The following is a 14,450-nucleotide window of genomic DNA, read 5'->3' on the forward strand; positions in this document are numbered from 1 at the left end:
ATTGAACGGGCCCTGAAGCAAAGCCCAGATGACGAAATTGATGCGGCGCTTAGGGACTTACTGGGCTAGACCCGATTGCAACAAGGCAATGAACCTCGAAACTGAGCGGTCTCTTCCCTTATCTTGATTCACGAATGACAATCTCAGTTGAGCCTTGGCTCTGGTAATCCCCACATAAAGAAGTCTTTTCTCTTCTTGAATTGCGGCGTCTGTCTTCGCGTAGGTAATTGGTAAGTAACCCTCGTTTAGACCAATTATGAAAACCATTGGCCACTCCAATCCCTTGGCCGCGTGAATGGTTGACAAGGTAACTGCTTCCTGGGTTGGCTCATGCTGTGAGTGTGCACGATCGGCTAACTCCAGAGCGAAGTCCTTAATGCCTGATCCTTCTGGTAGTTCATCGACCATGGATAACAGCGCATTCAGTGCTTCCCACTTAGTTGCAACAGCGCCTTGCTGCGTCGGTTTTTGCTGTTGCCAACCTAGAGATCGAACAATGTCACTTACTGCGTGGTCCAGTGGTTTACCAGAGGGCGAAAGTGCTTCAGCTCGAATCAGCTGAACCGCTGTCCGTATTTCCGGTCTAGCAAAAAATCGCTCGCCTCCTCTTAGTTGATAAGCAATACCTAAATCATCAAGCGCTCTTTCTAACTCTTCAGACTGACTGTTAATTCGATACAACACAGCAATGTCGCTTCTTGAAACTCCAGCTTGGATCGCTTCGTTAATGGCTTTTGCAACTTCTTTTGCTTGGGCGATGGTGGAATCAAAGCTATCGATTGTTGGGACTGTGCCCGCACCACCTGCTGCTTCGAGATCGCCGCCCAGCAATGAATCGCTGGTTAGTCGATTAGCAAAGGCGACAATTTGTTTACTGGAACGATAATTTGTGATCAGATCCACAACCGTCGCTCCCGGGAATCGATCTGGGAAGCTGCGAAGAAATTCACTGCTGGCGCCAGTAAACGAATAAATAGTCTGGTTCGGATCGCCCACCACACAAAGCTCGGCGTGAGAGCCAAGCCACTGATCTAACAGGGCGTGCTGCAAAGGAGAAATGTCTTGATACTCATCTACTGTGAAAAAGCGATATTGACTTTGAACATGAGACAGGGCTCTAGGTTCTGCTTTTAGTAGCCCAAGGGTCAAAATCAAAACATCTTCCCAATCAAGACGCTGCATCCGAATCTTCTCTTGTTCGTAGCCTTGCTGAATTTCAAGATTCTTCGCAAAGCTAAGCCCTGCTACCTGAGCCCTGGAATCAGCTAGCAGCGCGTACTCATGCATCGAAAGCATCGAATACTTGCGCCACTCAATCTCACTCGCCAGATCTCTAAGGGCCGCTTGGTCTAAATTGATTGACATGGCCTTGGCAACTTGACCAATGAGTTTTGCCTTGGAGTCAAGAATTGAAGGTGCTGGAACTCCAACGAGCTGTGGCCAAAAGTATTCCAACTGAGCAAGTGCTGCGGCGTGAAAAGTTCTTACCGAAACAGCTCCGACACCAAGCTGCCGAAGTCTTGCTCGCAACTCCCCCGCTGCGCGATTGGTATAGGTAAGTGCGAGCACGCGATTGGCAGCGAAGTGCCCAGTGGCAATTCCATAGGCAATCCGGTGGGTGATTGTTCTAGTTTTTCCAGTTCCAGCACCGGCCAAAATCACAGTTGGGCCAACTAACGATTGAGCGGCAACTTTTTGATTCGGATCTAGCCCCTCTAGAACCTGCTCCGCGCTACTGTTGGCCATTTTTTGCTTCTTCAGCCGCTGAATCAATTGGGGAACCGTACCAAAGCTCTATTAGAGATCTAGAAATTGTTGAATCACTTGGTAGCAAAAGTGATTTTGCCTCCGCTGCTATTTCCGCCTTGGAGAACCAACGCAATTTCACTATTTCTTCGCCATCGGGTAATAACTCAATGCTTGAGTCGGCTTTGGCGTTGAAGCCCAGCATTAGTGACTGCGGAAACGGCCAACTCTGTGAATAGAGATACTGGATGTCAAATACCTCCAGGCCGCACTCCTCTTTCAGCTCTCGAACTACAGCAGCTTCTAAAGACTCCCCGGCCTCAACAAAGCCAGCAAGAACAGACCACCGATTGTGCTCCCAGGTGCCTTGAGATCCAAGCAAGATTCGATCTTGCTGATCGGTGATCGCAACAATAATCGCTGGATCGGTGCGCGGAAAGATTTCATTGTTGTCTTTAAAACAGCGCCTGGCCCAGCCGCCCTGTTCGATAACTGTCGGTGTCCCACACTTTGGACAGTGCTGATTGGTTTCATGCCAGTTATAAAGCGCCAATGCTTGAGTAAACAATCCAGCATCTCGATCAGTTAGCTCTGCGCCGAGGCTTCTAAGTCCAATCCATTTAGAACTATCTGGTTCAATTTGGTTCGCGGAGTTCTCGTTAACAATTGCCAGAACAATTGCGGCCCCGTTGGACTCTAACGAGGTTGCCGAAGTTGTTTTTCCCAGGTAGACCCGGAGGTTTGCTGTGGGAACTTGATCCACTGGCATGAGATTTAGTTTTGGTGTTTCAGAGCCAGCTCTTAGGAGAACCTTGCCGGCATGCATCGCAAGTACGCGGGTGGTCTCGAAACTCCAGAGCTCATCGAATAGCTCAGGTTTTGACCTAGATAAGTAGTCTCTATCGAGCTCCCAGCGAGCAAGGGGTGGGAGCTTGATTTCGGTCACTTTATCCTCGCGTGGCGATACTGAATAGATTGGGCAATGTTGTCTAACCTAAATTTATGGCTAGATCACCCTTGATTTTAGCGGCACTGGCTAAAGACGCAGTTCCGCAGTTTGACTTCGCACAGGTGAAGCACTTGGACGCTGGACAATCAGGTGCTTTTGATGCAGCGCTACTAACCGCCAAGAGCGGCGAACACTTCGTGGTTCGGATGGCAAATAGCCCAACCGCAGGCACAGAACTTGAAGCCGAGATTAGAGCCCTAAAGTGCTTTTCATCCCTAGTGCGACAAAATCTTCCTTTTCAAATTGGACAACTGGTTGGAGACACCAAGGACTCTGACGGCGAGCGCGCCCTGGTTTTTGACTTTGTTTATGGCAATTCAATTGAGCTATCTCGGGTAGATGCAATTTCTGGATTGACAGCCAGCATTGCCTTTGCCATAGCCGCAATTCACAACCTGCCACACGAATTGGTGCAAAAATCTGGATTCCCAGAACTTGACCCCCAGCAAAACCTGAAATACCGCATCATGGAATTGGACCGCGCTGCCCAAACAGGCAAAGTTCCGCCAATTCTGTTGCAGCGCTGGGAAACTGCTTTGGAAGATTCCAGCATGTTCCGCTACCAGCCGACCGTGGTGCACGGTGCAATCAACGGTCACAGTGTTCTAGAACTTGATGGCAAAGTATCCGGCGTTCTGCACTGGAGCGGACTTAGAATTTCTGATCCAGCCGAAGACCTTGCCTGGGTATTGGGTGGAGCAACAACCGAGCTCGCCAGGAACTTGGTGGCTCGTTACTTCGAAGCTAGACCTGGATCCGATGTAAACCTATGGTCACGGGCACTTTTGTATAGCGAACTAGAACTTGCCAGATGGTTATTGCACGGTTACTCACAGGGCAGCCAAGAGATCATCGAAGACGCTGTCGGAATGCTTTTGGTGCTAACCGAAGAAGTCGAATCAGGAAAAGCAGAACGGATTGCCGCTGCCCCGCTAGCTACCGAGATTGCTCAGCAACGGCGAGCCCAAGAAGCAACCTCTAACCCAGTCAAAAACAACGAACTGTTCTAGCTAAATAGCTTCTCCCAAAGCTTCATCAGCTCTGCCGGCTCCGGAACTGCATCAGGTCTTAGCTCAGTGTTGTCAGCCACAAAATAGAAACAAACATCAATTTGGTCAACCGGCACATTTCGAAGCTTTGAGTAAGCAAACCGATAAAGCGCCAACTGCAAGATCATTTCCTGCTCTTGCTCCTTAGATTCTGGAGGGGAGCCAGTTTTCCAGTCCACGATTTCATAGCGGGACCCAACTTTGAAAACCGCGTCTAGCTTGCAAACAAAAGTGTTCACGCCTTGGGTCAAGTTGATTTCTAACTCAATTTCCGAATCCTTGAGGTTTGTAAACCTAGAGTTTTTGAATATCTCTGCCAGTTCGCTGACCGCGGTAGAACTTGTCTGGTCAATTTCAGCTACCAAAAAGTCCTCGACCCAAGAGTGAAACTGAGTTCCGATTCGAGTTGCGCGGTAAGGCTTTGACGGGGTGGGCCTTAGGTACTTGGCAGCAATGCCGTCAAGATTCTTGACGAACTCTTTGAATCTGGATGCTGGTATTCGAACCGGCAGGTCCACAACCGATAAACGTGCAATTCGATCGTCTTGTTCTTTCAGTAGCAAGTCAATTTCTTCTTGCACGCTGCTTGGTTTTGGATCACTCGCTTCATTAGCTAACTGCTTAGTTGCCTGCTGAACTCTCTCGGCCGCTTGCTTCAGTACTGCCCCGTATTTTTCACCCACGGGATCAAGTGGCCAGTTGGCTGTTTTTGGTTCCAGGTCCAGAGGATTTGCTTGGCTGTTAATTTCCGGAAACTCAAAACCTTCACCGGCTAACTGCTCTAGAAAGCGCGAGGGTTTTCTCGATCCCGTGTTTCCTGGTTTCCAGTAGGAACCGGTTAGTAGCAGTGCTTGCTTGGTTCTCGTAATTGCAACATAAATGAGGCGATACTCTTCGCGAAGTTGGTGTTCTTTGTTGTCTGCGCGGAACTGGTCCTTGGCTGCTTTGATATCATTCTGTGTTCTAGTTGCCTCATAGTCAAACACCGGCAATGATCTGGCATCTCCTCGAAGCGGATACGGTAGCTCCGCTCCAGAAAGCCAGCCCGAAATTGATCGCGGTTTGCTAGGAAAATCATCTTCCACAAGATTTGGAACAGCAACATAGTCCCACTCCAAACCTTTAGCCGCGTGGACCGTGAGAACTTGCACCACACCAGCTGCTGGGTTGGACTTTGGTAGTTCAAATCTTTCTCGCTTTGCTGCATAGTCCAACCAGTTCAAAAACGCACCAAGTTGTGAAGCGGCGCTAGCTTGGCCAAAGCCTGCAACAGTTTCATAGAAGGACTCGAGCTGCGCCATTGGGTTTTTAAGCTTTGGGTTTGCTCGAAGCTCGATATCCAACCAAAGCTCTTCGGCAACCACGCGAACAAAGTCGGCCAAAGGTAGTGATGTTGCCGATCGAAGGTTTCTAAACAGTACCGCCGCGTCACGTAATCGTCTGAGCGACTCTGCGGAGAACTCAGACAGTAGATCAAGGCTCTCGCTAGTTACCTCGTCGAGAGCTTCAACAATTGTGAGCTCTTGGCGGAAGACACCTTCTTGTCTTGGACCAGATAGCTTTCTTCCAATAACAAAGAGTCGATCGATGTCCTTAGCCCCGATGCGCCATCTAGCCCCCGTAAGAAGCCTGATTAGTTCACTTCCGGCATCCACGCGCTGAATTACCTTCAAAGCTGATACCAGATCAACAATTTCTGGAAGTTCAAGTAGTCCGCCGAGTCCAACTACCTCTACTTCAATGCCATTGGACTGCAGCGTCTCAACAAATAGAGCCATAGCCGAGCGCTTGCGCATCAACACCGCACAGCTAGAACCTTTAGCCAGCTCGGGCTTGAACCACTCTGCAATTTCTTGCGCTTCTTGCTCGATGGTTTCTAAAAAGTTAACCTGCACTTCACCGTTAGGCGCGTCAGGCATGGCCTCAAGTTTTACAGGAAGCACTCGCTGCTCCAAGGGCTTTGGAGTTTCAAAGCTTGCCTGCTTGGCAAGGGGCGCAGAGATCTCATTAGCTTTTTCCAGAACATGAATAGGGTTACGCCAGCTGGTTCTAAGGCTAAAGTTCTTGGCAGCTCCAAAATCACTACCGAACTCGTCCAGGTTTGATGCACTTGCTCCGCGCCAACCATAGATGGACTGGTTCGGATCTCCCACCGCGAACACTGATCTTTGTGCAAACAAGGTTGCTAACAACCTTGTTTGTAGCACCGAAGTGTCTTGATATTCATCGAGCATTACCTGGCTAAAGTTCTCGCGAATACTGGTTGCAGCATCTGGAAACTCGGTAACCGCCCGAAGAGCCAGTGCCACCTGGTCGGAGTAGTCAACCATGGATCGCAGTTTCTTTTCCTTCTGGAAAATCTCGGCCAGTTCTGCAATCAAGGGAGCCGGTTTTAGCTCCTCAACAATGGTGTCGACATAAGCAAATCTAGAACTAACCTCTTCACCGGCTTTTTTTGGAAGCCTTGCGATGTGATCCACAGTTCGCGCAATTTCACTTTGTAGGTTGCCTGCGGTTTGCCCGTTGTCATTTAGGGCTCTGGCTAATTCGATAACTTTTTCAACCAATGAATCGATGTTTAGCTCCAGATCGCTCAGTGTTCCAGAGACATCCGATCCAAAACGAACGCAGACCTCACGGGCCAACTGAAACGCAGTTGCTTCGCTAATCAGCGTGGCATCTGATTCGTAGCCCAGCGCTAGGGCGTTGTCGCGAAAGACCTGGTTGGCAAAGGCGTTGTAGGTAGAGATAGTAGGAGCTTGAAAATCAAATTCCAGATCCTCTGGCCAGAAGCTCGAATCACGAAGCTTCAATAGCGATTCGTAGATTCTCTTTGATAACTCGGTAGCCGCTTTTTTTGTGAAGGTAAGTCCCAGAATCTGCTCTGGCCGTGCAAAACCGTTTGCCACAAGCCAAAGAACCCTCACGGCAAGTAGTTCAGTCTTACCACTTCCCGCTCCAGCAACAACCAGGCTTGGCGAATCAAGCTCAGCTTGTTCGATGGCGTCTATTTTCTCTTGGGAAAGCTCCCTACCTTTTACTACCTTGAAAATCTCAGCCGCCGAGTACTTAGCCAACATAGGACACCGCCCTGGTCAAGTGCAGCTTGCATGTTCCGTATTCGCGGTCCGCATCGCAGTGGTTAGAAAGCTGCGCGACAAAAACTTGCTGTGCCATTCCCTTAGTTGTTTCCAGAAGCAACTTCTTAAAATTTGCTGAGGTTTCTTGGTTCATTCCCGGTTGTGAACGTTCGGTGTAGCTGTCTCCGCCGACAATTAGTAGCTTTGCTCCGGCTAGCTGATCTTCATTGATCTTGCCAATCTCTTCGAAGCCGGCTTCTAAAAGGGCCATTTGGTATAGCGCGAGCTGTGGGTTTGATGCGGTGTCAGCTTCAGAAGGAGCTTGGTTACTGGTCTTTAGATCAACAATCATGATGGTGCCATTTTCATGTTGTTCGATTCGATCCACCTGACCCTGCACCCTTACGTGATCAAACTCGAAGCGGAAGTTTTGCTCCCTGCCTAAAACAACTGAACCCTGATCTTCGAACTGCTTCAAATAGCTAGCCAAGTTTGCAAGCATCTTATTGGCACGTCGTTTACCAAGATCTTCTAACCAGTCAGCTTCAAATTCGAGACTGTGCCAGCGTGAGTCGGTAAGAGCTTGTAATTCAGCCCTGTCAGAAGATCTGCTGAGCTCGAATACTTCATGAACCAAAGTTCCAAGGGAAGCCGAGAAGGAGTCTGTCCGTCCGCCATGGTTTTGCAAGAACCAGTGCAGCGGGCACTTTAGATAACTATCAAGCTGAGAAGGTCTAACCCGAACCAAGTCATTAGCTAGATCTGTGAGTGGCTCCTCGGTGGAAATTGGCAATAAGCCGTACCAACTCGACGGGTCAGTTCCTGGAACATTGGCCGAGGCTAACCTGGCAAGTCCCATCGCAAGCTCGACGCTATCCCCCGATCCGCTAGCTAATTCGCGACGCATGTCCCCCGCTAGTGAGCGCAGGGTTAGAGATCTTGGGATTGCGCTTTCGGTTTCCGGGATGCTGCCATTTACCAGTGTCACGAACTGCGAGATCTGCTGTTCTTCCTGATCGGTTGCAGTAACCAGCACTTTGGATCTTGCCGCACCTATGGCCTTATTGAACATACGAAGCTCACCAGATAGTTCTGACTTGGTTAGTTCCGAAGTGTTTTCGATCTCACCGCTAGCCAAAGCATCTAGTGCTTGGGCGCCCAGAAGCGAGGACCTGGGCTTTAGATTGGGCCAAACTCCCTCGATAAGACCAGGCAAGACAACAGTGTCGAAAGCTCTGCCAATCAATCCAGAAGGAGTCAACAACGAAACGTATTCGCCGGAGTAGTTATTTAGCGCCAAGCTATCTTCTGGAATCTCGCGCGCAAGTTGGTCTAACACAAAATCAAGTGGACTACTGTCTGGATTGCGCTCAGTGAATCTAGCAGCAGCTGCAAAAAGCGCCATAACTGAATCAAGATTCTTTCCCGCTTGCATTGCTAACTCAGACACCCCACGTGAGGCCACAACCCAGCGATCCATCAATGATGTGCCAGAAATAAGATTCCAAAGCGCTGCCTCGGTAGTTGACTCTGGCTCCTTGGCTAAAGCTCTGGTTTCGTGAATTAGCCCGATGAATTTTTCCAACTTATGAGCCTCTTGTGATCTAACTGAAGCAATCAGGGCCGGTTCAGAAATTGCTGCAAGTAATATCGCGTCACTAGATTCTTCTAAGTCTTCATGGGCTCTGCGAAGCGATCGCTTGAGTCGAAGAAGCGATAGCGCATCCAGCCCGCAGAATTCAGACAGAAGCAATTGCTCGGCTTGGGCAAAGGTCATTGGCTCATCAGTTAGACAAACCGCTGCTAGCTGCAGCAGCACTCCTGCGGCATGATCTGATTTCAAGGCAGTGGCAGTTCCAGTTACTCGAACCGGAACCGAATGAGAACTCAAAACCAGGGCTAGTGAATCAAGTTCTGGCCTGCTTCTTGCAATAACCGCCATATCCGACCAGGCGATTCCATCAAACAGGTGTCTTCTCCTAAGGACCCCCGCAACATAGGCAAGTTCATCGGTGCGCGAGCGAAAGACTTTGGCTGCAAGTGCCTCACCAGCTACTTGCTGCTTACTTGAGGCCGTGAGGCCTTTGCGCTGTCTTCCAGCTCTAGCAACTTCAATTTGGGAGCTGACTTTAGCCAAAGCTAAAGAAATCTCAGCCGGCCGAACAACGTGTTTTGGCTCCAAATAAATAGTCTCAGGCTTAACGGACTTCGAAGTTGCAATCCGCTCGGCAAGCAAGATCATCGCTTTTGGATTAGCGACCCTAAAACTAAGGGTTGCGACATCGGGGTCTCCAAAGAAACTAACCCCTGCTCCTTTTTGAGTAAGGGCGTAGATAAACTCGGCAGCAGCTGGAGTTAGCTCTTGGGCATCATCAATTAGCAAGGTCTTGATTGAGCTAATCGATTCTGGAAGATCTGTCGCACTTGCAACTACGAGGGCAGCTTCTCGAAGCAAAGACGCCGAATCGTACCTTTGTAATTGAACTGAGTTTTGTAGCTCGAGGTACTGCTCAAAAACGATGCCGGCTGCTTGCCACTGGGTAACATTCTGATCTTTTGCCAACTCGGCTAATTTGGCAGCCGTTATGCCGTGCTCAATGGCAACAGCAATTAGATCTCGAAGTTCGGTTCTAAAACCAGTAAGCGATCTAACCGTGGCATCTAATTGCTTAGGCCAAATTTCAGGGTCTAGATTTTTGATTATTTCTTGCAGCATGGCATCTTGTTCGCTACCGCTTAGCAAGGTTGGCTTTGGAGCAATTGATTTGCGCGCTTTATCGACCAGTATCGAAAAAGCCATGCTGGTTAGAGTCTTGGCAACCGGGCCAGCGGTTGCGCTTTGTAATTCGAGTGCTAACTGATCGCGATACAAATTCGCGCTGTCTCTAGTTTGAGCAATCACAACCACTTGTTCTGGCTTGGCGCCTTTATCAACTAGATGCAAAAAGCGAGCTTTGAGGCAGCTTGTTTTTCCTGAGCCCGGAGAGCCAATAACGGTAACTACCGCTTCGGCGGGCAAGTTCACCGCTTGGAGCTGGGTGTTATCAAGAGAAAGGTCCCTGACCGAGTCAATGTGCGAAAGGGGCACAAACTTCGGTTGGGTCATATCAATCAAGATACCCGAGCCTTCTGACAATAGATGTCTAGCCCACAGTTTTCCTGCCGTAATCTAGTAGTAGAAAGGTTGGTCATGGACATCAAAATCGGCATCAAAGACTCAGCTCGCGAACTCAGCTTCGACACCTCCGCTAGCGCTAAGGAGTTGGAGGCTTCAGTTCGTTCTGCGATGGATACCGATGCCAAGCTGATCAGCTTGACCGATTCCAAGGGCAACGTATTTTTGATCCCAACCAAGTCAATTACCTATCTTGAGCTTGGTGCGGAGGAAGCTAGAAGGGTTGGGTTCATCGCCTAATGGAGTTTCTATTCATTGTTTTTTACGCAGCTGTTTTGGCTCTGGTGGCACCAGCTGTGAACATCAGATCTGATCGATATGGTTCTTTTGTGCCAACAGCAATTGCTTTAGCAACCGGTTCTTTTCTTTGGATACTTCTTACTGTCCTTGGCTTTGGTTATACCGATGCATGGATCTGGTCCATCGTTATGGTAGCTATGCCAGTAGCTATGTATTTTGGTCCAAAGTTTCTGGAATCAAGAAGAGAAAAGAAAGATCAGCTGACCCTTTTAGGCAGCTAGACCGATTGAATCCATTCTCAGCGAGTGAGCCGCAATCATCTCGCTGATCAGAGGCTCAATCTTGGAGTAAGACTCAAGGTTTACTTTTCTTTCTTGCTCAGCACTCAAGCTGGCGCTCTTATCAATTCCGGCAAGCTTTCGATTATCAAAAGCTGCCCTAACTTCCAGCAATACATCTCCCATAAGGCGTCTGCCCCAAAGAGCCAGCCTCGAGTCAAGCTCGGGGTTCATGGCCTTGCCCTCTGTAATAACTTTCTGAGCGAATTTTTCGAAGGTCTTATCGGAAAGGGCTTTCTCGACCGAATCGCGAAGTTCCGAGTTCAGGCCAACAGCCAATCTCTTATAGAAATCATCAAGCAGTCCAGAAACTAGATAGACCTTGATGATGGCTTCGTACCAATCCACCCCGGAGGTTCTGGAGTGAAAAGTATCGATTCGCTCAGTGAAAGGATCCATTGAGTCGGTCACATCAACACCCAAGCCGGACAGCTTTTTTGAAACTGTGCGGTATTTTTCAAAACTCTTGGCTGCAGCTTCACTGAGCTCAGCTTTGTATTGAGTGGTGGGAGCGTATTTGAGCTCATTGGTAAGAATTTCAAAATTCGAAAGTAACAAGTACGCTAGCTGACCAAGGTATGCCTTAGGTTCTGGCGTGTATGGCTTGAGATTGATTTTGTTCTTGTTTCTAGCGGAGCGCTCTTCGCGATCAGGCAAAACAAGCTTGCCGACTTTTTTCCGTAAGGATCTCAACCACTCAAACACCTTTCAAGCATAAACGGGATAGCGCCTTGGCAAGTAGAGTAAGAAGAGCATATATAGGAGCAATTTGACTTTCAAAGACTTAGGTATCGATCAAGATATCTATCAGGCCCTCGAGGGCCGAGGAATCACGAGTCCCTTTCCAATCCAGGAGCAGGCCATACCGCTTGCCCTAACTGGACAGGACATTATTGGCCAAGCCAAAACTGGTACCGGCAAGACCTTAGGCTTTGGCCTACCTCTTATTCAGTCCCTCGGACTGAATCCAGAAAAAGGTGCCAAAGCACTTGTCGTTGTTCCAACTAGAGAATTAGCCATTCAAGTTGCAGAAGATCTAAAGCACGCTTGCTCCAATCGCTCTACTACCGTTGCCGCAATCTATGGCGGAAAAGCGTACGAAGGACAAATTGCGGAAATCGATGCCGGAGCGCAGATCATTGTTGGAACTCCTGGACGTCTAATTGACTTGTCGAAGCAAAAAAAGCTTGACCTAAAACACATCCAGTTCATGGTGCTAGACGAAGCCGACGAAATGCTAGATCTTGGATTCTTGCCTGATGTTGAAAAGCTCTTCGCTTACACCCCAGAGTCACGTCAGACCATGCTGTTTTCAGCCACAATGCCAGGAGCAATCGTTTCTTTGGCTCGTAGATATCAAAACAAGCCGGTGCACATAAGGGTCAACGACCCTGATGAAGGGCTAACCAAAGCCGACATCAAGCAGTTTGTCTACCGGGCACACGCGCTCGACAAAGATGAGGTAGTTGGAAGAATTCTGCAGGCCGAAGGCCGCGGCAAGACGATCATCTTCTGCCGCACCAAGCGCCAGGCTGCCAAATTAGCCGATGAGCTAATTGACAGAGGGTTCAATGCAAGCGCCTTACACGGAGACATGTCCCAAGAAGCCCGAGAGAAATCGATGGCCAATTTCCGCTCCGGCAAAAAAGACATCCTGGTCGCTACCGAGGTCGCAGCCCGCGGAATTGACGTTGACGATGTGACACATGTTATTAACTACTCAGTACCAGAAGATGAAAAGGCCTACCTGCACCGCGTTGGAAGAACCGGTCGTGCAGGAAGATTGGGAATTGCCGTCACATTTGTGGACTGGGAAGATCTTGCTCGCTGGACCCACATCAACATAGAGCTAAAGTTTGGCCAGCCAGATCCAACCGAAACTTACTCAAGCTCTGAGCACCTTTTTGTGGACCTGAACATTCCTGCTGGCACCAAGGGAAGACTCAAGGCGAGCACCAGAGTTGAAGTTCCGAAGTCTTCCAGGCCGCAGGGACAAAAAGGCTCTAGGCCTTCAAGAGGATCTGACTCTAAACCTGAGCGCTCCGGTGAGAAAAGACCTGATCGTCCTGCAGCAACTGCCAATAGAACACGGAATCGCACCCGCGGTGGAAATAGCTAAAGCGAAGCTTTAGTTCCAGTTCCAAGCTTCACGATTCGATCTAACATTTCTTGACTTGTGGTGTTCTCACCCAACTGATTCGGCTTTCCGGCAACGCCGTGATAATCGCTCGAACCGGTAACAACAAGATCATGCTTGGAAGCCAAATCAAGCAACCACGATCTGGCGGCTTCTGGAACATCGCGGTGATAAACCTCAATTCCGGCTAAGCCTCGTTGAATCATTTGCTCAAAATGATCCAGTGGTAGATCTTCTGGGCTAGTGTCTGGCCCAACGCCTTTTAGTGGGTGAGCAATTACTGATACTCCCCCGGCCATCCCGATTAGTTCAATTGCCTCAACGGTGGAGACCGCCGAGTGCGAAACATAGAACGGTCCATCAGAAGCCAAGTAGTAATCAAACGCTTCACTTCTATCGGAAACTTTTTTCATCGTGACCAGGGTGTCCGCAATTGCGGGGCGCCCAATGGTTGCACCTTTATCTAGGTGGTCCAAAACCATCTCCCAGGTAATTGGCATTTCCGTGGCGAGCTTGTCGACAATGGCCCGAGCTCTTGCCTCGCGGGTGGCAACGGTGTCGCCTAGTACCAACGCAAGCGCTTCATGGTTTGGGTCAGGTAAGTAGGCAAGTAGGTGAACGCTAATTCGAATCGTGCGGCCAAATCTTTCGATGTCGGAAACGCTAGTTACTTCGATTCCTGGAACAAAACCAAGCCCAAGTTCTAGGGCTTTGGATCTAGCCTCATCCCAGCCCGAGACGGTGTCGTGATCGGTCAAGGCCAAGACGTTGATGCCGGCTTTAGCGGCATTGGTAACTAGCTGGCTGGGGGTATCTAGTCCATCGGATCTAGTTGAGTGCGTATGGAGGTCTATTTTGACCATGAAAATCCCTGTTCTGTTAGCTCAACACTACCCAACGCCCAAGACAGCGCTGGAATGACACAATAGTTCAATGGCTAGCGATAAAAAAGAGAGCACTGGAACAAACCGTTCCAGAACCCCAAACAGCAAAGAGTTTCTTGATTACATTTCAAGCGGCTGGCAGGAAAGTTCCAACAAGGCCATATCTCAAAGCCCTGCTGCTGATTTTGCAAAGGCCAGACGCGACCTGGTCGCTGCAGCGTTTACCAATCAACTTGTTGTGATCGAAGCTGGTGCACCCAAGACCAGATCCAACGACACCGAGTATCGCTATCGACCACACGCAGCTTTCGCGCATCTAACCGGTTGGGGCTCGCAAACCGTTCCAGACTCTGTGCTTGTTATCGACGCTAAACAATCAGCTCAGATTCTGTTTTTGCGCCCAACAGCTGGCAAAGACTCCAACGAGTTCTTCGCTAACCCCGCTATCGGTGAATTCTGGGTAGGAGCAAGACCAACTCTGCAGGATGTGTCTGCGCTACTAAAGATCGAAACTCGCGATCTAAATGAACTGAGTGCTTACCTAGATAAGAAAAAGGCCATATCTCTTGAAGACAGCGATCTGGCTCAGTATGTTTCTGAGCTGAGGCTTGTCAAAGACTCCTATGAGATCGACCAAATGCGTCAAGCCGTTGCTAGCTCGATCCGAGGTTTCGAGGACATTGTGAAAGCTCTGCCAAAAGCTGCCAAGAACCCGCGCGGCGAAAGAATCATCGAAACGGCATTTTTTGCAAGAGCCAGACTTGAAGGTAACGACCTAGGTTACGAAACTAT

The 14,450-nt window shown here is 49.2% G+C and carries 11 protein-coding genes; 5 read left to right on the forward strand and 6 right to left on the reverse strand.

Translation table 11 applies throughout. The annotated features are described in order from the left end of the window. Window positions 1-57: 57 nt before the first annotated feature. Both AC9UES_RS04770 and nudC read right to left on the reverse strand, forming a co-directional pair. Window positions 58-1,746: an ATP-dependent helicase gene (locus AC9UES_RS04770; RefSeq protein ID WP_509527151.1), complete on the reverse strand. Its 1,689-nt coding sequence runs from the start codon at window positions 1,744-1,746 to the stop codon at window positions 58-60. After that, window positions 1,733-2,692, reverse strand: coding sequence for an NAD(+) diphosphatase (gene nudC, locus AC9UES_RS04775; protein WP_509527152.1), 960 nt, complete (start codon window positions 2,690-2,692; stop codon window positions 1,733-1,735). Before nudC ends, AC9UES_RS04770 begins: the two co-directional genes overlap by 14 nt. A 56-nt stretch (window positions 2,693-2,748) precedes the next feature. Here nudC and AC9UES_RS04780 point away from each other — a divergent pair, with 56 nt between their 5' ends. Continuing rightward, window positions 2,749-3,765: a phosphotransferase gene (locus AC9UES_RS04780; protein WP_509527153.1), complete on the forward strand. Its 1,017-nt coding sequence runs from the start codon at window positions 2,749-2,751 to the stop codon at window positions 3,763-3,765. Here the strand turns inward: AC9UES_RS04780 and AC9UES_RS04785 are convergent. Continuing rightward, the gene (locus AC9UES_RS04785) at window positions 3,762-6,884 is read right to left on the reverse strand and encodes an ATP-dependent helicase (protein WP_509527154.1); all 3,123 of its coding nucleotides are present in this window, start codon (window positions 6,882-6,884) and stop codon (window positions 3,762-3,764) included. The two genes, AC9UES_RS04780 and AC9UES_RS04785, sit on opposite strands and share 4 nt — an antisense overlap. After that, window positions 6,874-10,020 carry a PD-(D/E)XK nuclease family protein gene (locus AC9UES_RS04790; RefSeq protein WP_509527155.1) on the reverse strand — a complete coding sequence of 1,049 codons (3,147 nt, stop codon included), beginning with the start codon at window positions 10,018-10,020 and terminating at the stop codon, window positions 6,874-6,876. The genes AC9UES_RS04785 and AC9UES_RS04790 overlap by 11 nt, the downstream gene beginning before the upstream one ends. Before the next feature lie 54 nt (window positions 10,021-10,074). On the opposite strand from AC9UES_RS04790, the gene AC9UES_RS04795 reads away from it, so the two are divergent. Both AC9UES_RS04795 and AC9UES_RS04800 read left to right on the forward strand, forming a co-directional pair. Beyond that, a complete protein-coding gene (locus AC9UES_RS04795; protein ID WP_509527156.1) occupies window positions 10,075-10,299 on the forward strand; it encodes a DUF3107 domain-containing protein in 225 nt (74 codons plus the stop codon). After that, on the forward strand, window positions 10,299-10,580 hold the full coding sequence (locus AC9UES_RS04800) for a hypothetical protein (protein ID WP_509527157.1): 282 nt from the start codon (window positions 10,299-10,301) through the stop codon (window positions 10,578-10,580). Before AC9UES_RS04795 ends, AC9UES_RS04800 begins: the two co-directional genes overlap by 1 nt. Here AC9UES_RS04800 and AC9UES_RS04805 read toward each other — a convergent pair. Next, on the reverse strand, window positions 10,569-11,342 hold the full coding sequence (locus tag AC9UES_RS04805) for a ferritin-like fold-containing protein (protein WP_509527158.1): 774 nt from the start codon (window positions 11,340-11,342) through the stop codon (window positions 10,569-10,571). The genes AC9UES_RS04800 and AC9UES_RS04805 overlap by 12 nt on opposite strands. Window positions 11,343-11,406: 64 nt before the next feature. Between AC9UES_RS04805 and AC9UES_RS04810 the strand changes: the two genes are divergently transcribed. Then, window positions 11,407-12,756: a DEAD/DEAH box helicase gene (locus AC9UES_RS04810; RefSeq protein WP_509527159.1), complete on the forward strand. Its 1,350-nt coding sequence runs from the start codon at window positions 11,407-11,409 to the stop codon at window positions 12,754-12,756. Here AC9UES_RS04810 and AC9UES_RS04815 read toward each other — a convergent pair. Beyond that, entirely contained in the window at window positions 12,753-13,637 is an 885-nt protein-coding gene (locus tag AC9UES_RS04815; RefSeq protein ID WP_509527160.1) for a PHP domain-containing protein, read from the reverse strand. The genes AC9UES_RS04810 and AC9UES_RS04815 overlap by 4 nt on opposite strands. Before the next feature lie 70 nt (window positions 13,638-13,707). Here AC9UES_RS04815 and AC9UES_RS04820 point away from each other — a divergent pair. Then, window positions 13,708-14,450 (forward strand): aminopeptidase P N-terminal domain-containing protein (locus tag AC9UES_RS04820; RefSeq protein WP_509527161.1); only part of this gene is annotated, 743 nt, incomplete at its 3' end.

This window comes from Rhodoluna sp., from assembly GCF_044232805.1.
Taxonomy (GTDB): domain Bacteria; phylum Actinomycetota; class Actinomycetes; order Actinomycetales; family Microbacteriaceae; genus Rhodoluna.